General features: G+C 54.6%; 19 protein-coding genes. 8 read left to right on the top strand and 11 right to left on the bottom strand.

The genetic code is table 11. From position 1 onward, the window contains the following. Positions 1–146 precede the first annotated feature (146 nt). On the top strand, positions 147–1,106 hold the full coding sequence (locus tag WE862_RS14605; RefSeq protein ID WP_082035445.1) for a DUF2971 domain-containing protein: 960 nt from the start codon (positions 147–149) through the stop codon (positions 1,104–1,106). Positions 1,107–1,344: 238 nt separating this feature from the next. Here the strand turns inward: WE862_RS14605 and WE862_RS14600 are convergent, their stop codons facing one another. The 7 genes from WE862_RS14600 to WE862_RS14570 form a co-directional block, all read right to left on the bottom strand. After that, complete coding sequence (locus WE862_RS14600) at positions 1,345–2,547, bottom strand: zonular occludens toxin family protein (RefSeq protein ID WP_042030982.1); 1,203 nt, start codon at positions 2,545–2,547, stop codon at positions 1,345–1,347. Further along, on the bottom strand, positions 2,548–2,862 hold the full coding sequence (locus WE862_RS14595; protein WP_042030983.1) for a DUF2523 family protein: 315 nt from the start codon (positions 2,860–2,862) through the stop codon (positions 2,548–2,550). It lies immediately after the preceding gene. 6 nt (positions 2,863–2,868) lie between these two features. Continuing rightward, positions 2,869–4,029 carry a hypothetical protein gene (locus WE862_RS14590; RefSeq protein WP_167335498.1) on the bottom strand — a complete coding sequence of 387 codons (1,161 nt, stop codon included), beginning with the start codon at positions 4,027–4,029 and terminating at the stop codon, positions 2,869–2,871. Positions 4,030–4,311: 282 nt separating this feature from the next. Then, positions 4,312–4,533 (bottom strand): hypothetical protein, encoded by a 222-nt coding sequence (locus tag WE862_RS14585; RefSeq protein WP_042030984.1) that lies wholly within the window; start codon positions 4,531–4,533, stop codon positions 4,312–4,314. A 298-nt stretch (positions 4,534–4,831) separates the two neighbouring features. Further along, a complete protein-coding gene (locus tag WE862_RS14580) occupies positions 4,832–5,152 on the bottom strand; it encodes a hypothetical protein (protein WP_031227589.1) in 321 nt (106 codons plus the stop codon). A gap of 27 nt (positions 5,153–5,179) precedes the next feature. Further along, entirely contained in the window at positions 5,180–6,688 is a 1,509-nt protein-coding gene (locus WE862_RS14575; RefSeq protein WP_225628394.1) for a replication initiation factor domain-containing protein, read from the bottom strand. A 30-nt stretch (positions 6,689–6,718) separates the two neighbouring features. After that, positions 6,719–6,970 (bottom strand): hypothetical protein, encoded by a 252-nt coding sequence (locus WE862_RS14570; RefSeq protein ID WP_042030985.1) that lies wholly within the window; start codon positions 6,968–6,970, stop codon positions 6,719–6,721. A gap of 124 nt (positions 6,971–7,094) precedes the next feature. Here WE862_RS14570 and WE862_RS14565 point away from each other — a divergent pair, with 124 nt between their 5' ends. The 3 genes from WE862_RS14565 (at position 7,095) to fabA (ending at position 10,150) form a co-directional block, all read left to right on the top strand. Further along, on the top strand, positions 7,095–7,487 hold the full coding sequence (locus WE862_RS14565) for a helix-turn-helix domain-containing protein (RefSeq protein ID WP_042030986.1): 393 nt from the start codon (positions 7,095–7,097) through the stop codon (positions 7,485–7,487). A gap of 49 nt (positions 7,488–7,536) precedes the next feature. After that, positions 7,537–9,513: a Lon protease family protein gene (locus WE862_RS14560; protein ID WP_042030987.1), complete on the top strand. Its 1,977-nt coding sequence runs from the start codon at positions 7,537–7,539 to the stop codon at positions 9,511–9,513. A gap of 76 nt (positions 9,514–9,589) precedes the next feature. Further along, entirely contained in the window at positions 9,590–10,150 is a 561-nt protein-coding gene (gene fabA, locus WE862_RS14555; protein WP_033113552.1) for a 3-hydroxyacyl-[acyl-carrier-protein] dehydratase FabA, read from the top strand. Between the two features lie 87 nt (positions 10,151–10,237). Here fabA and rmf read toward each other — a convergent pair whose 3' ends face one another. From rmf to rlmKL, 4 genes are all read right to left on the bottom strand, one after another. Beyond that, on the bottom strand, positions 10,238–10,417 hold the full coding sequence (rmf, locus tag WE862_RS14550) for a ribosome modulation factor (protein ID WP_005315693.1): 180 nt from the start codon (positions 10,415–10,417) through the stop codon (positions 10,238–10,240). A 158-nt stretch (positions 10,418–10,575) separates the two neighbouring features. Further along, positions 10,576–12,486, bottom strand: a complete 1,911-nt coding sequence (locus tag WE862_RS14545; protein ID WP_042030988.1) for an ATP-binding cassette ATPase Uup — start codon at positions 12,484–12,486, stop codon at positions 10,576–10,578. Positions 12,487–12,559: 73 nt separating this feature from the next. Further along, positions 12,560–12,790, bottom strand: a complete 231-nt coding sequence (locus WE862_RS14540) for a glutaredoxin family protein (protein WP_042030990.1) — start codon at positions 12,788–12,790, stop codon at positions 12,560–12,562. After that, positions 12,790–14,967 (bottom strand): bifunctional 23S rRNA (guanine(2069)-N(7))-methyltransferase RlmK/23S rRNA (guanine(2445)-N(2))-methyltransferase RlmL, encoded by a 2,178-nt coding sequence (gene rlmKL, locus WE862_RS14535; RefSeq protein ID WP_042030991.1) that lies wholly within the window; start codon positions 14,965–14,967, stop codon positions 12,790–12,792. The genes WE862_RS14540 and rlmKL overlap by 1 nt, the downstream gene beginning before the upstream one ends. A 249-nt stretch (positions 14,968–15,216) precedes the next feature. Here rlmKL and WE862_RS14530 point away from each other — a divergent pair, with 249 nt between their 5' ends. Genes WE862_RS14530 through WE862_RS14515 form a run of 4 tightly spaced genes read left to right on the top strand, consistent with a single transcriptional unit; the run spans position 15,217 to position 19,803 of the window. Beyond that, positions 15,217–15,585: a response regulator gene (locus WE862_RS14530; RefSeq protein WP_042030992.1), complete on the top strand. Its 369-nt coding sequence runs from the start codon at positions 15,217–15,219 to the stop codon at positions 15,583–15,585. A 16-nt stretch (positions 15,586–15,601) separates the two neighbouring features. Next, entirely contained in the window at positions 15,602–15,922 is a 321-nt protein-coding gene (locus tag WE862_RS14525) for an STAS domain-containing protein (protein ID WP_042030994.1), read from the top strand. Further along, complete coding sequence (locus tag WE862_RS14520) at positions 15,909–18,113, top strand: chemotaxis protein CheA (protein WP_042030995.1); 2,205 nt, start codon at positions 15,909–15,911, stop codon at positions 18,111–18,113. The genes WE862_RS14525 and WE862_RS14520 overlap by 14 nt, the downstream gene beginning before the upstream one ends. 13 nt (positions 18,114–18,126) lie before the next feature. After that, entirely contained in the window at positions 18,127–19,803 is a 1,677-nt protein-coding gene (locus WE862_RS14515; protein WP_042030996.1) for a methyl-accepting chemotaxis protein, read from the top strand. Position 19,804 lies beyond the last annotated feature (1 nt).

Here is a 19,804-nt window from a genome sequence, read left to right as displayed (position 1 = left end):
TCTTGAACCCATAGAACCTCCCAATGTTGTTCATTTTTCATACTCACACGAGTAATGCAAACACGCAACAGAACTATGGAATAGATGATTCTGAATTCCCCCCGTATTACTATACGGGGGATCCAACAACATAAGCCATTCAAAATATGACCGTATTGTATAAATACTACACATCAAGCTTCGATCTATTCGAACACCTAGATAACCCAGCAATTAAATTAGCAACAACAAAATCCCTAAACGATCCGTTTGAGTCACAACTAACGGATGGGCTTGCAAACATATTGACTGAAAGATTTATTAATAAAAATGGGAAGAAACATCCTAAAAGCACATTAAATCAAAGCTACAAAGAAATAAGTAACAAATTAGGTATTGTATCCCTAACTGAAACTCACAGAAATATATTAATGTGGGCACATTATGCAAGCTCACATCATGGTGTATGCATTGGATATAAAGATGATTTTTTCAACATACAAGATAGGGATAGCCTAGCACTATCCGATACATTAAAGACTATTGATCTAATGCCTCAGAGAGTAAAATATGACTCAAAAAGGTTCGATGAAGATGCATGGGATAATAGCAATCACAGTGCTTTAGAAATGATAGTTTCGGCGCTCAGTACCAAAAGTGATGAATGGATGTATGAAAAAGAACACCGATGCATTGTACCATTGGTTTGGGCAGATAGATTTGTTTTATTAAAAAAAGATGATAAGAATCTAAAAAAATATATTGACGAGAATGTTTCTTTAGGTAATTTCATTGAGGTCATGGATAAATCTCATTTCAACTTTAAAGTTGACCCAACAGATAAATGCTTGTTTAAAAATCGTTTAGCAAAATTCGATGGTGTAATGATGCTAAAAAACATCAGTATTGACTCAATACAATCTATATACCTAGGCAGCTTATACGGTATTTCCGAAACAAGTAAAGTTATTAAATATCTCAAGTCCGATACACAACGCTATGGTCACATAAAACTATATAAATATGAAATTAATGAAAATGATTTTGCGCTCGATATAATCCCGCTGAACGATGGAAAAAAGTTAGACAAAAAAATAAATGATAGAGCATTGATCTATAAGCTATAAAAAGCCAATCGTGGCGCTATGGCGTTCACCTCCCTCAGTGCCGGAGACTCCTAAAAGCCGGTTTGGCAGGGAAGGGGGGGGGCTCCAGTCTCTGGGATAGATGGGCGTGTCCCGCCGCGAAGCATTTGGTGGTCAAATGGACAGCAGAGGGCGGCTTATAGGGGCTACCGCCCCTGTTCTTTGTGACGTTGATATCTGTATTTAACATAAACAATGCAGTGACGCAGTTGGATATTATTTATGTCCGATCATCGTTAGATTTCATCTTGCTATCAGCACCCGCAAAGAGGGCGGCGTTATATTTCCGGCGTATAACGTCACCCTCTGGATCACAGTACACGTCCACAGGCTGGCCCTGATACTTGACCACAGCATGGCAGCCGCTCACCGCATCGACGCTGGCCAGCTCCTCTGGCCAATCGTCTACATCCAAGGGCGCAACTTCGTCCCCCTTGCGCAGGGCAAAGCAATACTCGACCCGATAAGAGCCAAGGTTGTCTTTAATCAGGATATGGCAACTGATGATCAGGCGGTGACCTGCAAACGGCCCTACAGAAAGAACCCCGCCACCAGACGCAGCAGGAACGCCGCTAGGACGTACCCCAGCAGCGGGCGAAGCACCCACCGCCCCAGAAGTCGCAGCAGTGGCAGGAGAGGGCGTAGGGGCCTTGCTAGGCTTATCAATATATTCCGGCTTGATGAGGCCAAAATAGAGACAGAATCCAATAACAGCCAGAAAAAACAGAATTTTAGGATCACGCAGAATCGAGCTACCCGCGATTGTATCCGTGACTTGGCCTGTTGTAGTTGAGTCGTAGAGCTTGAAAACATAGTTGGGCACCTTGTTGAATGGCTTGGCCTGCAATACATCGGACATGGACGCGCCGCTGTTGTCTGCCAGATGCAAGACCGTTTTGTAACGCTTCCCAAAGCCCAATATCTTCATGTTGGTGTGTCTGATCGCCGTCTCTGATGCAGCCCTGATCACGGCGTGAACCTTCTTGATGTTCGGGGTGGTAAAGACGAAATCCCAGTTGTGGTGACGGTGCATATCAAAGGCAACGTCTATGGTTTCCGGTCGCCCGTCAGCCTTGGCGACTTCCGGCCCACCCGGATAATCGAGTCGGTCTAGGTCGCTCTGGCGCCATGCAGGCGGAAAGATCCGCTGCACTTCATCGACCAGAAAGAACACCCCCTTCGGTGCCCAGTGGTAGAAGCGGGCCAAGTGGTCGCGGCCCTCTTGGGCTTCCGTGTCGATGTAAGTCACCTTGAACTCATCGGGCACAGCCTTACCCAGTACCTCTTTGCAGCGTTCGGCGGTGAACCCGCGAACGTTGGTGATGATGTGGCGGCCTGCCTTGATGGCGGGGATCACATCGGTGTGAATGGCGCCGGATGATTTGTAAGAGCCTGGCGCCCCGTGGTGGATCTTGATGGACATTTACCACCCCATGATGTTCATCAGGAAGCGGGTAACAAAGGCTTGCGTCAGGATGGCCAGCCCCTTATCCAGATGGATATAGAGCAGCATCGAGCGAAAGTCGGCGGGGAGGGCATTGAAGGACTGGGAGATCATTTCACTAAAGTGAACTTTCACCAAAATCTGCTTGGCCACGTCCCACGAGAAGGAGAGCATAAACAACTTGAACTCAACCCATTGCACAGCCATTCGCACCGCAAACCATGCAGCAAACTGCACCGCCAGTTGATAGATATCGTTGAAGAATGAATTAAAGAAGTCACCGAGCCATTCCATGACTTATTACCTCTTGAATACAATTGCGAAAGCAATGAAGTAGAAAATAAACATCATCAGTGCGGCGATGATTTCCCAATACTCTTTAGCAGGTGGACAAACGCGATAATCTTTTCCACCATAAGTAAATAATTCGAAACACTCCATATACCCAGCAGAGCCGGACAAGTTGAAGTTAAAGATCTCTTTCACCTCTTTGCCTATATCGGCATATTTGTCGGTAAGGGACTTGTTGAGTTTATCCAGCTCTTTTTGCTGGCTCTGTGCATCAAAAAAGCAGCCGTCCCCCTCACAGCGCCCCTTGTAGGTCACTTGCTTGACGGCCAAGGGGTTAGCCTCAGATCCGGGCATTTTCCCATAATCGATGTCGCTGCCACCGTCACCGCCACCAGTACCAATTCCGCCTTTCTGGATGGCTTCGGCAATCGTGCGTAAATTGCGATTCATCTCGATGCTGTTATTTCTTAAATCCGGTGCCGTATTCCAGTAGAAGTTATTGAAGTTACTGTTTAGCGTGTGGATCTTCTCTTTAATCGAGCTGATGTCATACGAATAGCTGTTCAAGAGGGCGTACATATTGGCCCCCATATTGTTCTGGGCAAAGTCAGGGCCAAACATATCCTGATGAAACTGCTTCAATTCGCCATGAATATTGGAATTATCCCCACCAGACGAACCACCAGAGCCGGAGCCCGAACCCGAGCCACCCGCTTTCATGGCGATTTGTTGAAGATAGTTTTCCGAGCGAGAGGAGAACAATTCAATCCCCTCCAGCTTGGAATTGGCAAAGCGCTGGAAATCGGACATCTCCTGTAATAAATCCTTGGCGCGTTCTGTGGCATTAACAATGCGCGATGTATCGCCGCTGATCTCGTTTACCCGCTTATTTAGCATGTCGTTATTTTGGGTAAGCGCACCAATATTTTTACCAAGGTTTTTATTGAGCTTGGCAATTGTGGCTGAAACAGAGGTTCCCGTTGCATCACCAATCACCGGTTCAAAGAAATCCCAATCCTTGGGCAAACCACCATTTTCCGAATTATTGCCCTCATCCGGTGTATTGCCGCTGCCGTCAGAATCGCCGTTACCACTGCCATTTTCAGTCCAATTACAGGCCGTTCCGGTGGTCTCTACTGGCCCCTTGGTATTGGCTAAAGGCAATTCCACACACACGCCCTTGCAATCAACTAAACAACCACCCAGTTGTGATGAATCGAATTTAAGGCAGACAGGTAACCGAGTGGCAATCGTAACGTTTCCCAACTGGACACCGACAGGGCAACCAGCAATAGCAAACGCCAGCGATGGAAATAACAGTAAAAGCCAAGCTAAGCGCACACAGCCCCCAATATAAAAAAGGCGACCGGAGCCGCCTTAAATAGAGAAGGATGATCGCCATCCCTCGACAAAGAACAAAAACCAGAGTGTCCCGATAAGCAGGGACATGGTTTAGGCTTTACGGATCAGGGAAATAACGATACCTGTAGCGGCCACCATGGCGACAACCAGCAACACCTTGGGAGAGGTTGAAGCAACGTCAGCTTGAGCCGCTTCCATCGCTTTACCTGCTGCATCTGCAAGACTGGTTCCCTCAGCCATTGCCGCATTTGCGGTCAAACCAAATACAGCCGCAATGCAAGCATTACGGAACAAGCCTGATACTTTTTTCATTATTTTATCCTCGTTTTGCACCAACAATTACACGGGCAATAGCGCCCAGTTTTACGCCTAAGACCCAGATAGCAAGGCCAGAGCCAAAGGCTATTCCCACGGTGGATATATCGAACTGGAACCAGTTTGATATATCCGTGAGTCTGGAATGCTCCTGAGCAGTCAGGAGCACGTAATGACAGGCATCCCCCTCGGATAAACGGGCATATCCTTCGGCGGTGATATCAAGACAAAGCATGGTCGCGCCCTCGTCGTCGCTCGCTGCGCGCTCTCGCTCCTCCTCCTCGCGGCGCGGTGGTTAAACCGGTTTTTTGCTGGCTTGGTAGCCGACAACAACGTTGCGGGTCGGGTTCTGCGGGTCGGCTTCCAGCACCAGATCAATCGCCACCAGTTTCGGGCAATCGGCCATCTCCTTGATGGTGGCGGCATCGTTGCGAAGGGCCAGTTGGCGGACTTCATAACCCCAAGAGGTGATATTGCACTCGGGTTTATTGACGTTATTTGCCGGAGCCAGATATTCCACCTGAGCGAAATCATACGGCACCGGAGAGCCAGATTTACGGGAAACACCAAAGCCGTGAGTAACGCGAGTTACCAAAATACCAGTGAGCAGGGACATATTATTTACCTCGTTGAAGAACCATTATCAGGTCGAAATTAGATTATGCTCTCCCGATATAATCTCGGGAGGTAACGGCATTCTTAACCGCGCGGGAATATCATCTTCTCCCAGATGCGCTGTTAATTGGTTAACAATCACCGCAGGGGACAGCCCCTCGATATTTGCTAGCCAATTAACAAGGCGGCCCGCCATCCGAGACATATTAAAAACAGCGTTGTCCCGACTGGTCTTGAATTTGTTTTTAAAGGTGGTCACACGAACCGGAGTAATATCGGCCTGTTTGACTTCATCCAGCCATTTTGAAAATTGCGGATACATCCCCGCAAAATACGGGTCGGGATTGATCAGCACATCGAGCGGGATAATCCGGTCTTTATTATGCAACTCGCCTTCGGCGCGTACCCAGTTGGGATATTCTGCCGACTGCATCTGTTTACCTTTCTCATATATCCGAGCGCACTTACCGTTGATCCGGCTGCCCACATAGAAGGAGCAACCCTTGGTCGGCGCCATGCCGTACCGCTTGGCGATACCCTTGGAGACTTCGGCAATCACAAACTCGCCCGATTCGATTTTCATCCATGACGGAGCACGGCCCCGTTCTGGATGAAACTCGCCAGCCTCGGCGCCGGCAATCGCTCCCTGATAGGAGATCACCTCGCCGCTGTAGTCATCGAGCGCCAAATCCACCCGAGTGATACGGACGGCTGGAATGTGAGAGATAACATTATGCAGAGCTTGGAAATCGAGGGCCGCACAACCCACGCCGGAAAAACTGACCATGCAGCCATGGTTGGCCGCACCCCAGCCAATCAGGCCGCAGGGCAGACCATCACAGAGCAGGTCGGCCGAGTTGGCGTAACCGTGCAAACCGGAACGGCGAGGGCGCATAGAGAAACGCGGGGCAGGGATGGGCACCCCGATCTTGTTATTGAGTTCTTCCAGCCACAACTCGATCTCGGCGCAGCACAGGGCATCGAGAAACTGCACCCCGTAGCTGTCGATCAAGTCGTTGTAGGCTTCCCAATACTTGGCACCCTCGACCACCTCAAACTGGGAGAACTCCAGCAGGGTAGAGCAGACGGCTTTCAGCTCCTTGCGCATGTCTGCGCGGGACTTATAGCCGGAGTGGAGCGCCTGCTCCATCATTTCGGTCATAGAGGGAGTGCATACAGGGGAGGGCGCCTTGACCAAGGGCAAGGGCGCGGCCTTGTCACAGAGGCGCTCTGTAACCTTGTCGAAGCGGGCGAGGGGATTGAACCCGCTGGGTCGCTTCCACAGATAGCGCAGGCCCTCGACAGCAGGAGCCGCGAACGCAGCCTGGATGGCTTTGTTCTGGGTGTCAAAGCGCGGAATGGCTTTGAGCAGTGCGCCTTGCTTGGCAAGCTCGGTCATCCGGCGCAGTTCGTCCGGTGCCCATGTGAAGGACAGATAATCGATCAGGGTTTTGTTGCCGATAACGCTATTTATCGGCATCAAGTCGTTGGGAATGGTCATGGCATGACCCAGCAAGCCAGAAGTAGAGGTGATCATGAGCGCACCCCGTCAATCAGCATCACAGCGTTATGACCAGTCATCGAAAAAGACTCCCTGATCATAGAAACCTTGCCATGTGTCCTCAGTGACCTCGACCAGTTCAAAGACGGTATCGGGGTACGTCATGGACAGATAGATCCGCAGTTCGTGCAGGTCGCGGAACATCTCGACCTGACCCGCGATGCAGGCGGAGTAATCGCCAGTCGGTTCAGCCTGCCAATAGACCTTTCGCTCAATGAGAGCAGGCAGATCAAGGTTTTGTGGGCTAAAGTGGGTCATGGTTCATGCATTCAAATGATTTGTTGAATGGATTCAATCATACGAATTGTTGAATGGGAACAAGCCGTTTTTTGCCAAAATCGGTATGATGAGCTGATTGTCTAACCACTCAGGAGACAAAAAGATGGACTCCAATACGCTGATTCAGGCCTACATGAGGGCCAAAAAGTACAGCCAATTGCAGGAAGTCGCGGCAGACTTGGGATTTACCACTTCCTATATCTCTGCGGTGAACAAAGGAAAGTCGCAACTCACTGATGCGACTGCAAAAAAGATTGCCGAGGAGATCGGCTTGGACGTGCAAGAAGTGCTGCTAAATCTGGCCGCCGTCAGGGAGACCAATCCAGAGCTAAAGCGCGCTTGGTATGACATTTTAGCGAAGTACACAAAAGGTACAGGCGCGGCTGTAGCCCTTGTGGCTGCTATGTTCCTGACCCCTAGCCACGGGACAGACATGACTGCGCATAATGTATATTATGTTAAATTCAATATGTTGTTTTCTGTTCCCACTAAGTGAACTGTGTATAATGGCAACAATTGATCCTCTCTCCGACCGGATGTCTTAAGTGGCTGAATTAACATCAGAACAATTAAAACCTACTTTTGCGATTGAACAGTTTCCAACCCTCAGCGAGTTAGAACCCATTCCGTTTGCTGCGCTGCAACCCAGAGCCATTTCTGCCATCAAACGGTTAGCCAGTTTTGATGGCGACTGCCCAGTCATGCTGCTCAACGGGTTCCCCGGCGCCGATTACGAAGATGTCTGCCGTACCCTCATTGCTGCCTCCAACGGCAAGGATGGCGATCTGTTCGACCTCTGCTACACCGAGAACCTCAACAACCCCTTCAAACCGATCTGGCTGCGCCTGCAACCAGGGACTGGTATCGAGTTCTGCGAGATGGTTGGTGAATTGCTCAAGCTGATGAGCCACCACCTCGATGCCGAGCGTCTGGTAACCCGCATAATGCGCAAGCAGAACAACGATCCCAAGATCGATGACTTCCTCTCCGATCTGTCTGCCCATGTCGCGCTGGGTCTGGAGTTCCAGCATCCGGTGCTGATCAATCTGCTCATTCACCACGAAGAGCAGGAAGCGCCGGTGATCTACGGCCGTGACCTCAACTGGGATACTCTGTTTGGCTCCATCAACTACCAGACCGAGCAAGGCTCAGTCTATGCCAACCAGCACCTATTGGAGCCCGGCTTGCTACGTCAGGCCAACGGCGGTTATCTGATCCTGCAACTGGATGAACTTCTTGATCAGCCCCATCTCTGGTTCAAGCTCAAAAACGCCATGCAAAAAGGCGAGCTTGACTGGAACGCCTATCAGGAAGGCAAGACGCTGACCCCTTTCTTCACGCCGGAAGCGACCCCCATCAAGCTCAAGCTCATTCTGGTGGGTGATCGTCTCGATGTGGCCGAGTTCCAGATGCTGGATCGGGATATGTCCGAGCGCATCTTCCTGCGCGCTGACTTGGTCTCTGAAGTGAACATCGAAGAAGATCTGCAGGAGTTTTTGCAATATCTCGCCTGGCTGCGCGAGCGTTGGGAACTGCTGGACTTCACTCCTGCCGCCCTCGCCGCGCTATGCCGGCACGCCAGCCGTCTGTGCGATCATCAGGAGTGGCTCTCCCTCTCCGAGGTGCAGCTCTCCGCCATCATGCGGATGGCTGATAGTCTGGCACGCGAACTGGAAGCTGACGTCGTCACCGACGAGCATATCCGTGGCGCGCTTGAGGAGCAGGATTACCGCCTCAACTATCTGGTCGAACAGTCCGATCAGGGGGTTATCGATGGGCAGATCCTGCTGCAGACCGATGGTGAAGAGATTGGCCAAATTAATGGTCTCTCAGTTATTCAGGTCTCCGGTCACCCATATGACTTCGGTGAACCGGTACGCCTGACCGCCACCGTTCACCTCGGTGATGGCGATGTGGCGGATATCGAACGCAAGGCGGAGCTAGCTGGTCATATCCATGCCAAGGCGATGATGATCATTCACGGCTACCTCTCCAACAAGTTTGGTGCCGAGAACCCCTCTCCTCTCTCCGCCAATCTGGTGTTCGAGCAGTCCTATCACGAAATTGATGGCGACAGCGCCTCGCTGACCGGTCTGTGTGCCCTGCTCTCAGCCCTCGCCCGCCAGCCCATTTATCAGCACTTTGCGGTAACGGGGGCGGTCGACCAGTTTGGCAATGTACAAGCCGTTGGCGGCGTCAACGAGAAGATCGAGGGCTTCTTCCGGGTGTGCAAGATCCACGGTCTGACTGGCAAGCAAGGCATCCTGCTGCCCGGCACCAACGCCCAGCAACTCAACCTCTCTGATGAGGTGATCGCCGCTGTCGAAGCGGGCCAGTTCCATATCCACCCGGTGGATCATGTGGAAGAGGCTATCGAGCTCTTGACTGGCTGTGTGGCGGGTGAGCCTGACATGCCCGACACCCTGTTTGGCCGCATTCAGGAGCGACTGGATGAGCTGAACGGCAGTACGGCGAAAGTCGGGCTGCTGCGCGCCCTTCTTGATCGGCTGTTTGGCCGCTAATGAAGTGATCGGAGTTGTTTAGCGCACATCTGTACGCTAAATTGGCGCAGCTTTACTCATTTGAAGGAAACTCAGCGTGACCGTAGACAATTCGACCCTGGAAGCCCGCCTTTCCCTGTGTGAACAGGGCAAGAACTCTTTTACCCGTGAAGAGCTGCTGGCTTGCAGCCGTGGCGAACTCTTTGGTGAGGGTAACAGTCAGCTGCCCGCCCCTAACATGTTGATGATGGATCGCATCGTCAAGATCAATGACAACGGTGGCGAGCACGGCAAGGGCGAGATCCTGGCAGAGCTCGACATTACCCCCGATCTCTGGTTCTTCGATTGCCACTTCCCGGGTGATCCCGTGATGCCGGGCTGTCTCGGTCTGGATGCCATGTGGCAGCTAGTTGGCTTCTTCCTCGGCTGGAAAGGCGGCCCGGGCAAAGGCCGTGCGCTGGGTGTCGGTGAAGTGAAATTTACCGGCCAGATCCTGCCGACCGCCAAGAAAGTGACCTACAAGATCACCTTCAAGCGGGTCATCAATCGCAAACTGGTGATGGGCATTGCCGATGGTGTCGTTGAAGTTGACGGTCGCCCCATCTACAGCGCAACTGACCTGAAAGTGGGCCTGTTCCAGGACACCACCGCATTCTGATTGATGCGACTCTGAATGTAGCGAAAGCCACAACGCAAAGGGGCCACGACGGCCCCTTTCCTTTTGTAATGAGTGTAATGAAGTAACTTACTTCATGAAGAGGCCTGAGCCCCGCCCTTCCATGGCATCTCGCCAACCACCAAGCCAGTGCCCACGGGCATCCAGACATTGATACGGACACGCTTCTTTCTGTTTGCCGACCACGCCAGCCTGATAACCACGAGCACGAGCTCTTTCCAGACGGTCCCGTTTCTGTCTCTTCATCATCTACGACCCTCTTCGTGGAACAAAAAAAGCGACCAATTCTTCATCGGTCGCTTTCATCTTTACCCCAGCAGGGAGGGAGGGTCAAACAAAAATTTCCATGCTAACCCCCCTCTGTGACATAAGGCACTGAACTCAATTAAATTTAAATTACAGGAAACTTATTCCTGATTTTTGAGTCCTTCCAGCTCTTCCCAACGAGCAAATGCCTCCTCCAGCGCTGTCTCGGCAGCACTCAATGCGGCCAGTTTGGGCTGGGTCTGCTCGCTTGGCAGGGAGAAGAAACCGGGCTGGTTGATCTCTCCTTGCAGCGCGTCAAGTTCAGCTTCCAGCAGCTCAAGACGCGCCGGCAGACCATCCAGTTCAAGCTGCAGCTTGTAGGAGAGTTTTTTGCCTTTCTTCGGCGTTTCGCTCACTGTGGCTACCGGCTCGGGAGCCTTGACCGGTATGCTCTTGGCCTGTTGCTGATCGCGCTGCTGCTCACGGGTCGCCATCATGTCGGCATAGCCGCCCACGTAGTCACTGATGCGGCCATCCCCCTCAAACAGCCAGCAACCGGTTACCGTATTGTCGATAAAGCGACGGTCATGACTTACCAGCAGCAGAGTGCCCGGATAGTCCGCCAGCAGCTCTTCCAGCAGCTCCAGAGTCTCGACGTCGAGGTCGTTGGTCGGTTCATCGAGGATCAGCAGGTTGCTGGGTTTAAGGAACAGCTTGGCCAGCAGCAGACGGTTTTTCTCACCGCCAGAGAGCGCCTTGACCGGCGTTCTGGCCCGCTTGGGCTCGAACAGGAAGTCCTGCAGGTAGCCGAGAATATGGCGGGAGCGACCGCGCACCATCACCTCCTGCTTGCCCTCCCCGACGTTATCCACCACCGTCTGCTCGGGATCGAGCTGTTCACGGTACTGATCGAAGTAGGCCACTTCCAGATTGGTGCCCTGACGTACCGAGCCACGAGTGGCATCTAGCTGGCCCAGCAACAGCTTGATCAGGGTCGACTTGCCGCAACCATTGGGGCCGACCAGCGCAATCTTGTCGCCACGCAGCACCTGCAAATCCAGCCCCTCGAACAAGGTGCGCTCACCAAAGTCGAGCCCCAATCCTTCAGCTTCAAATACCAGCTTGCCAGAGCGGCTCGCCTCATCGAGTTGCAGCTTGGCTTTACCCTGCAGCTCGCGACGCTGGGTACGCTCCATGCGCATCGCCTTGAGGGCGCGCACTCGCCCCTCGTTACGGGTGCGGCGCGCCTTGATCCCCTGGCGTACCCACACCTCTTCCTGGGCAAGCTTGCGATCAAACTCGGCATTTTTCAGCTCTTCGACCCGCAACCACTCCTCTTTCCCCTGCTGGTACTCGTCATAGTTACCCGGCCAGGAGGTGATCACGCCGCGATCCAGATCGATGATCCGGGTCGCCAGCTTGTGGATAAACTCACGGTCGTGGGAGATAAACACGATGGCACCACGGAAATCCTTGAGGAACTCTTCCAGCCAGTTGATGGCCTCGATATCCAGGTGGTTGGTCGGTTCGTCCAACAGCAGCAGATCGGGATCGCATGCCAATGCACGGGCCAGCGCCACCTTGCGCAGCCAGCCACCGGAGAGACTGTCGAGGGTCACGTCAGGATCAAGACCAAGCAGGGTCAACACCTGATTGATGCGGGTCTCGTACTGCCAGCCATTCTGATAATCAAGCTGCTCCTGCAGCTGGCTCATCTTGCGAATGTTGGCATCGGACGGGTCACTCGCCAGCGCCATGGAGACGTGGTGATACTGCTTGAGCAGCTCACCGACTCCGGCCAGCCCTTCGGCGGCGTAGTCAAACACGGTGAGCTCGCTCGAGGTGGGCGGATCCTGCTCAAGGCGAGTCACTTTCAGATCCTGCTGCAACACCAGACGGCCATCATCGAGGGGCAATTCGCCAGCAATCACCTTCATCAGGGTGGACTTGCCCGCCCCGTTGCGGCCCACCAGACAGAGGCGCTCGCCTCGCTCGATGGTCAGCTCGGCCTTGTCGAGCAACGGAAAATCACTGAACGACAGACACGCGCCGTGCAATGTTAAAAGAGCCATGTTCGTTCCTTATCTCATATGAAAAAACGGGCAACAGACTGGGTCTGCCCCCGTTTCATCGTCAAATCACAAATCAACCCTGACGAGCGAGCCAGCCCTTGAGCTCCACCAGCGTGAAGGGCCAGCCCAGCTCGCGGCCCGCCTCGTCCCGCAGCACCGGGATACGCACCCGATAGGCCTCAAGCCAGCCGGCATCGTCCATGATGTCGCAGCGGCGGGTCACATCGCTTGCCCCCGCCTCCTCCACCAGCGCCCACGCCTGTTCGCACAGGTGGCAACCGTCGGTGTGAAACAGGGTCAGCATCAGGCCTCAGCCCCACTATCGGCATGGGTGATGATCCAGCAGTTGTGAATGTGCTGGTTGCGCTCGAAATCCTTCGGCCGGGTTTTGCCAGTGATGTTCTGCGCCTTGAGACCAATGGCCTCGAGACCGGCCAAATCCATCTTGAAGTGGCGCTTGTTGTTGGAGAAGACCAGGGTGCCACCCGCAGCCAGCAACCGCTTCAGGTGCTGCATCAGCAGCAGGTGATCGCGCTGTACATCGAAGCTCTCGTCCATCCGCTTGGAGTTGGAGAAGGTGGGCGGATCGATAAAGATGAGGTCGTACTGCTCGTCCGCTTCCGACAGCCACTTCAGGCAGTCGGCCTGGACAAACTTGTGCTGACGGCCCACCAGCGAGTTGAGGCGCATGTTGTCCTGTGCCCAGTTGAGGTAGGTGCGCGACATATCCACTGTGGTGGTTTCGCTGGCACCGCCAAGACCCGCGTGCACGGTGGCACTGCCGGTGTAGGCAAACAGGTTCAGGAAGCGCTTGCCCTTGGCCATCTGACCCAGCATGCGGCGGGTCTGACGGTGGTCAAGGAACAGACCGGTATCGAGGTAGTCGTAGAGGTTGACCCACAGACGGGCACCATACTCCTGCACTTCCATTCGGTGCTGCTCTTCGGAGAGCTTCTGGTACTGCTGCTTGCCTTCCTGACGCTCGCGCACTTTCAGGATCACCTTCTCGCCGTCCATCCCGGTCACCTTGATGGCGGCCTGCACCATATCGAGCAGACGTTGACGGGTCTTCTGGGCGGGGATGTCCTTGGGCGCCGCGTACTCCTGCACCACCAAGTAGTCCTGATAGCGGTCGATGGCGGCGTTGTACTCAGGCAGGTCGGCGTCGTAGAGACGGTAGCAGTCGAGATTCTCTTTCTTGGCCCACTTCTCGAGCGCTTTCAGATTTTTGCGCAGACGGTTGGCAAAGTCCTGCGCCACCTCTTTTTGCGAGGCGACTGCATCGAGCGCGATCTGGTAGTTACGCAGCTGACACTCGAGGGCACCGTTGAACAGGCGATATTGCTTGTCCGCGCGCAGGCGCAGACAGCTGAGCAGCTCGGGAGATGCAGATAGAATGGAAACTCTCCACCCTTGGAAGCTGCGACGCAGGGCATCGCCGAGGGCTTGATGCACTTCCAGCAGGGCCGGAAATTCGCCAAGACGCTCGCCGTAGGGCGGGTTGGAGATCAGCATACCGACCTGACGGGCCTCCCCTTCCACAGCAGGCATAGGCAGCGGGTTTTCCAGCTTGGTGACATCGGCCTGCTTGAAGGTGATGAGATGGGCGACACCGGCGGCTTTGGCGTTATCACGGGCTTTGAGCAGCACGCGCGGATCGGCATCACAACCGAACAGTTTCACCTCGCAGCGCTGCATGCCGCGTTTGGCACGTACTTGTGCTTCCATCATCAGGCTTTGCCACAGCTCGCTATCATGCTGCAGCCAGCGATCAAAACCGAAGCGCTCACGGCGCAGGGCCGGCGCCATGTCGGCTGCGATAAAGGCCGCTTCAATCAGCAGCGTACCGGAACCACACATCGGGTCCATCATGGGCTCGCCGGCCCAACCGCTACGAGCAATCATGGCGACCGCCAGGTTCTCTTTGAGCGGTGCTTCACCTGTGCCCTGACGATAGAAACGCTGATGCAGCGCCGGGCCTGACAAGTCCAGCGTGATATTGGCCTTGCCTTTGCCCAGATGCGCCATTATGCGAATATCCGGGGATTTTTTGTCCACGTCCGGGCGCACATGACCGCGCTTGGTAAAGCGATCGACGATGGCATCCTTGATCTTCAACGCGCCATATTGGGTATTGCGAATGGAGGCGTTGGTACCGGTAAAGTCCACCGCAATGGTGGCGGTGCCGGAGAAGTGCTCTTCCCAGGGGATGGTATGCGCGCCCAGATAGAGATCCAGATCGTCGTTCATCTGGAATTCGGAGAGCACCAGTACGATGCGGGAAGCCAGACGGCTCCAGAGACAGGCCTTGTAGCCCACCGCCAGTTCGCCTTTGAAGTGGACGCCAGCCACGGTCTCACGGACCTGCTCTGCACCCAGATTGGTCAGCTCGTCGGCCAACAGGTTTTCCAGCCCCTTGGGGCAGGTTGCAAAAAATTCTTTCATCACGCTCACGGGGAACCCATAAAAATAGTCCCGCATTATACCTCATCAGGTCACTCTGAGCATGCAAAAGTGGCTGACAATGACAGGAGATACGGTGCAACAAGCGTCTATTGAACCCTTTCCGTAGAAGCTTAAAAACCGCCAGTCTCCCCCTTCCCCGATTTTTCTCCTGCACACGTCGATCCAGTTTTAAAAAATCCACACACATCAACTTATTGGACAACAATTAGGAGGTCTCGCCCATGTCACCCGGATATCTATAACGCCTGTGAACGAGTCACTTTTATGACCAAAACCATCCTTGTTGTGGAAGACTCCGCCAGCATCAGAGCCACCATTACCATGACGCTGCAAAGCGCCGGTTTTAGCGTGATCGAAGCGGATGATGGCAACGCGGCCCTCTCCCGCCTCGATGGCCAGCGGGTACATCTCATCATCTCCGATCTCAACATGCCGGGCATGGACGGAATGACACTGCTGCGCCATCTCAAGGCACAGACAACCACCCGCTATATCCCGTTCATCATGCTGACGACGGAAAACTCGCCCGAGATACGCCAGGAGGGGTTCGATGCCGGCGCCCGTGTCTGGCTGACCAAGCCATTCGAGCCGTTAAAGCTTATCGATGATGTCTACAAGGTGGTGCAACCATGATACGGGAGCACAAGGTATGAGTTTTGAACTGGATATTATGCACGCGCCCCCAACTGCCATTCTCACGGGGGAGTTCACCATCATGACGGTGGCAGAGCTGCAAGACGATCTCTTCAGTCTGCTCAACTTTCCTGTTGCTTTGCTGGATTTGAGCCAGCTTGAAGCGCTCGATAGCTGCGGTGCCCAACTTGTCGCCCTCCTCCAGCAAGAGGCCAATAGCCAGGGCAAGCGGCTGCGGATCAAGACGGGAGATGGCAGTGAAGCCGAACTGGCGCTGGGCCAGCTCGGGTTGCTTTCATCCCTGACCAGAGCGGAGGGGCCAGATGGACGTCAATAAAGCGCGCACTCTCTTTTTCGAGGAGGCCTACGAGCAGTGTGATCATCTGGAGCAGGCGCTCCTTGATCGCGAAAGCTACCCGGCCAATCCCGAAACCTACAATTTGATGTTTCGTACCGCCCATACCATCAAGGGGTCAGCCAGCATGCTGGGCCTCACCATGCTGGTACGCTTCGCCCACGCCATGGAGAACATGCTGGCACGGCTTCGCAGCGGCGAGTTACAGCTCGATGAGCATCTGATCAACCTGCTGCTGGCCTGCAACGATCAGCTGCGCGATCTGCTGCAGGGGGCCGAGCACAACCCCGAGCTGCCGCAAACCGAAACCCAACAGATCCTGGCCCTGCTTTCCCAACTGCAGGGCCATCAAAGTTTGCCAACCCAACCGGTCGTAGTGCCGCCACAAAACGTACTCCCTTCACAGGATCTCAAGCGCTGGCATCTCTCTGTGCGATTTTATCCCGCGCTCTATCAAGATGGCTTCGACCTGCTGGCCTTTATCCGCTATCTCGGCAATCTGGGAGAGATCGTCTTCATCGAACCGGTCTGGCACGAATGGCCCCCCCTTCAGTTGCTCGACCCAACCGAATGTTTCCTTGGCTATGAAATTGGCCTGCGCAGTGCTGAATCCCCCGAGCGGATCCGCAGTACCTTCGACTTTGTCGCTCATGCCAGCATCATCTGCCTGCTGTCGCCTCATCAGGATCTCGCCGGGTTTGCGGCGCAAGGTGAACGACTGGCCCAGTGGCGCAATGAAGCGCTGACGGCCCAGCTTGCCCGCTGGGAGGCGGCCGACGTCCTGACCCGTGAAGAAGCGGCCGCCATTGAACGGGGCGACTATCGCCGCGGCCAAACCAGCGAAACAGACAACGCATCCGCCGCCCCTTCAGCATCAGTGTCACAACCTGCGCAGCCAGAGCCGGAACAGCCGGTAACACCTCAGCCCAAGCCCGCCCCGCTGCGCAGTGAGGGACACTACATTCGCATTGAGGCGGCGAAGCTCGACCGGCTGATCAACCGGGTCGGCGAACTGGTGATCGCCACCTCAGCGACAACCCTGCAGGCCAGATTGCGAGGAGATGCCGAGCTGGTCGAGTCGGTGGCAGCGGTCAATACCCTGGTCGAGGGGATCCGCGATGACGCCCTTACCCTGCGCATGGTGCCCATCAACGAGATCTTCAACCGCTTTCCGAGGTTGGTGCACGAACTCTCCCAGCAGACCGGCAAGAACATCAGCCTGCACATCAACAACGCCGAAACCGATATCGACAAATCCATGGTCGAGAAGCTGACCGATCCCCTGATGCATCTGGTGCGCAATGCGGTCGATCACGGCATCGAGGATGAGGCGCAGCGCCTTGAGGCTGGCAAGGCGGCTGGCGGCGTGATCACCCTGAACGCTTATCACGACGCAGGCGCCGTAGTGGTTGAAGTGAGCGACGATGGTCGCGGCATCGATCGCGACAAGATCCTGGCCAAGGCCCAGACGATGGGCATGGCTCAGGAGGGAAAAGTCCTGAGCGAGCAGGAGATATTCCAGTTCCTTTTCCAACCCGGCTTCTCAACCGCCAGCGGTGTCAGTGATCTCTCGGGTCGCGGTGTCGGGCTCGATGTGGTCAAACGCAATCTGGAGTCCCTGCGGGGCGAGACCACCATCGAGAGCCATCCTGGCCGCGGCACAACCTTCCGCCTGCGGCTCCCGTTAACCCTCGCCATCATCGACGGTTTTCGCATTGAGGTGGATCACTCCTCTCTGGTGATCCCCCTCGACATGATGCTCGAGTGCATTGATCTGCCGCCGGATGCCCTCGATACCCCCTCGCGCCAGATCAATATCCGCGGCGAGTGGGTGCCCTTTATCGTGCTGCGCGAACTGTTTGCCCTTCCCCCCACCGACGAGCCAGAGTTTGTCGTTATCGTCGACTATGCCGACAACCGCGCCGGCATTGTGGTGGATCGCCTGATTGGCGAAGTGCAGGCGGTGATCAAACCACTCGGAGAGCTGTTCAGGACGCTGCGATATGTCAGCGGTTCAACCATTTTGGGCAATGGCCAACCGGCCCTCATTCTTGATGTACCACAGCTTATCGAGTTGGCCAGACGACGGGAGTTGCACTTGATCCATCAGCATGCCGATGCCCTCTCCGGCAACCGAACCTTATTGACCACATACTGTTATCAACCGCTTTAACGGAGTCAAAACCATGGACTGGTTTCACAACTTGCAAGTCAGAACAAAACTGGTGCTCTCGTTTTCCATCTTGATGGTGCTGCTAATCGCCTTGACGGCGACCAGCTACAGCTCCACCCGCACCATGGCACAACTGGTTGTCAACATGCATGCCAACCAGCTTTTACCCATCAAAGACATAGCAACGAGTAATGTCTACGCCGTTTATCAGAATCGCGCCCTCTATCGCTACATTGGCGAACTGGATCCAGACCTGAGGGAACAGGCGTTAACCAATATGGGCAAGTTCGAGAAGCGGATGTTTGACTTCCTGGCCAGTTACCGCAAAACCTACCTGACCCAACGCGAAATCGACCTGCTATCCCGCTTTGATGAGGCGTGGGCTGTCTACAAAGGGTATCAGGGGGACATTCTCAAGCTATCCCAGACTCAGGGGGTTGATGCAGATGCCGATCGCAAGGCATACCGCATGATGAGTGAGAAAGGGCGTCCAGCCTTTGATGCCGCAGATGCCATTCTGCGCGAGCTGGTCGATGTAAACACTGCCCTTGCCAAGAGCTCGCTCGACGAAAGCCAAAATATCTATCAGGAAAATCTGCAATTTCTCCTCGTGATCTCCAGCACAGCCTTTGTTATCTGTCTCATCCTGGCCATGCTGGTCACCCGCAGCATCTTGCGCCAGTTGGGTGGCGATCCCTCCTATACCGTGCAGGTGGTTTCCCGTGTTGCCGCCGGGGATCTCTCGACTCCGGTCAAGCTGCGCAGCGATGACACCACTAGCTTGCTCTACGCCATCAAGAGCATGGCCCACCGCCTCTCCGATATTCTCAACGAGGTAGGTGCCATGTCAGAAGCCATCGGCTCGGCCTCTGAACAGGTCGCAGCTACCGCCAACTCGCTGTCACAAACCTCCTCCGAACTGGCCTCCAGCGTCGAGCAGACCAGCGCCTCCGTCGAGGAGATGGCGGCCACCGTCAGCCAGAACGCCGACAATGCCAAGGTCACCGAGAACATCTCCACCAAGGCGGCCAGCAGTGCAACCGAAAGCGGCAAGGCGGTGGGCGAGATGGTTCACGCCATGAAGGAGATCGCCTCACGCATCACCATCATCAACGACATCGCCAACAAGACCGATCTGCTGGCCATCAACGCTGCCATTGAGGCGGCGCGCGCCGGCGAACACGGCAAGGGCTTTGCCACCGTGGCAGCTGAAGTACGCAAACTGGCGGAGCGCTCGCAAAATGCCGCCAAGGAGATTGGCGAGCTGGCTGGCCGTTCGGTCAGCGTCGCCGAACAGGCTGGCACCCTGCTGCGGGAGATGCTGCCGGGGATCGATCAGACTGCCACTCTGGTGCAGGAGATCGCTTCGGCCTCCCGTGAGCAGCGGGCCAGCGTCTCCCAGATCAATATTGCGGTGACCCAGATCAGTGATGGCATGCAGGCCTCTGCCGCCTCGGCCGAGGAGCTGAGTTCGACCTCGGAAGAGCTCAGCTCCACCGCTTTGCAACTGCAGGAGCTGATGCAGCAGTTCACCCTGCGCGGTGGCAACAACCGTCAGCCCACCCAGTTTCATGCTGCCGGTTACAGTGCCAGACCGGTCATCCCTAAAAAGAGCACGCTGAACCCGTACCTGCACCATGACGACGATCTGGAGCGGGAAGTAGACGATGGCAAGTTCAGCAACTATTAGG

It is taken from the genome of Aeromonas jandaei (assembly GCF_037890695.1).
GTDB classification, from domain to species: domain Bacteria; phylum Pseudomonadota; class Gammaproteobacteria; order Enterobacterales; family Aeromonadaceae; genus Aeromonas; species Aeromonas jandaei.
Note: the sequence above shows the minus strand (reverse complement) of the source record. Positions and strands in the feature narration are given on the sequence as shown.

What these genes read in the sequence shown, in the direction of transcription:
- rmf (WP_005315693.1), bottom strand. Translation starts at nt 10,417, where the DNA reads ATGATGAAGAGACAGAAACGGGACCGTCTGGAAAGAGCTCGTGCTCGT.
- WE862_RS14525 (WP_042030994.1), top strand. Translation starts at nt 15,602, where the DNA reads ATGAGTTTTGAACTGGATATTATGCACGCGCCCCCAACTGCCATTCTC.
- WE862_RS14575 (WP_225628394.1), bottom strand. Translation starts at nt 6,688, where the DNA reads ATGATCACCTCTACTTCTGGCTTGCTGGGTCATGCCATGACCATTCCC.
- WE862_RS14540 (WP_042030990.1), bottom strand. Translation starts at nt 12,790, where the DNA reads ATGCTGACCCTGTTTCACACCGACGGTTGCCACCTGTGCGAACAGGCG.
- WE862_RS14515 (WP_042030996.1), top strand. Translation starts at nt 18,127, where the DNA reads ATGGACTGGTTTCACAACTTGCAAGTCAGAACAAAACTGGTGCTCTCG.
- WE862_RS14520 (WP_042030995.1), top strand. Translation starts at nt 15,909, where the DNA reads ATGGACGTCAATAAAGCGCGCACTCTCTTTTTCGAGGAGGCCTACGAG.
- WE862_RS14585 (WP_042030984.1), bottom strand. Translation starts at nt 4,533, where the DNA reads ATGAAAAAAGTATCAGGCTTGTTCCGTAATGCTTGCATTGCGGCTGTA.
- WE862_RS14545 (WP_042030988.1), bottom strand. Translation starts at nt 12,486, where the DNA reads ATGGCTCTTTTAACATTGCACGGCGCGTGTCTGTCGTTCAGTGATTTT.
- WE862_RS14595 (WP_042030983.1), bottom strand. Translation starts at nt 2,862, where the DNA reads ATGGAATGGCTCGGTGACTTCTTTAATTCATTCTTCAACGATATCTAT.
- WE862_RS14605 (WP_082035445.1), top strand. Translation starts at nt 147, where the DNA reads ATGACCGTATTGTATAAATACTACACATCAAGCTTCGATCTATTCGAA.
- WE862_RS14570 (WP_042030985.1), bottom strand. Translation starts at nt 6,970, where the DNA reads ATGACCCACTTTAGCCCACAAAACCTTGATCTGCCTGCTCTCATTGAG.
- WE862_RS14600 (WP_042030982.1), bottom strand. Translation starts at nt 2,547, where the DNA reads ATGTCCATCAAGATCCACCACGGGGCGCCAGGCTCTTACAAATCATCC.
- WE862_RS14565 (WP_042030986.1), top strand. Translation starts at nt 7,095, where the DNA reads ATGGACTCCAATACGCTGATTCAGGCCTACATGAGGGCCAAAAAGTAC.
- WE862_RS14580 (WP_031227589.1), bottom strand. Translation starts at nt 5,152, where the DNA reads ATGTCCCTGCTCACTGGTATTTTGGTAACTCGCGTTACTCACGGCTTT.
- WE862_RS14530 (WP_042030992.1), top strand. Translation starts at nt 15,217, where the DNA reads ATGACCAAAACCATCCTTGTTGTGGAAGACTCCGCCAGCATCAGAGCC.
- rlmKL (WP_042030991.1), bottom strand. Translation starts at nt 14,967, where the DNA reads ATGCGGGACTATTTTTATGGGTTCCCCGTGAGCGTGATGAAAGAATTT.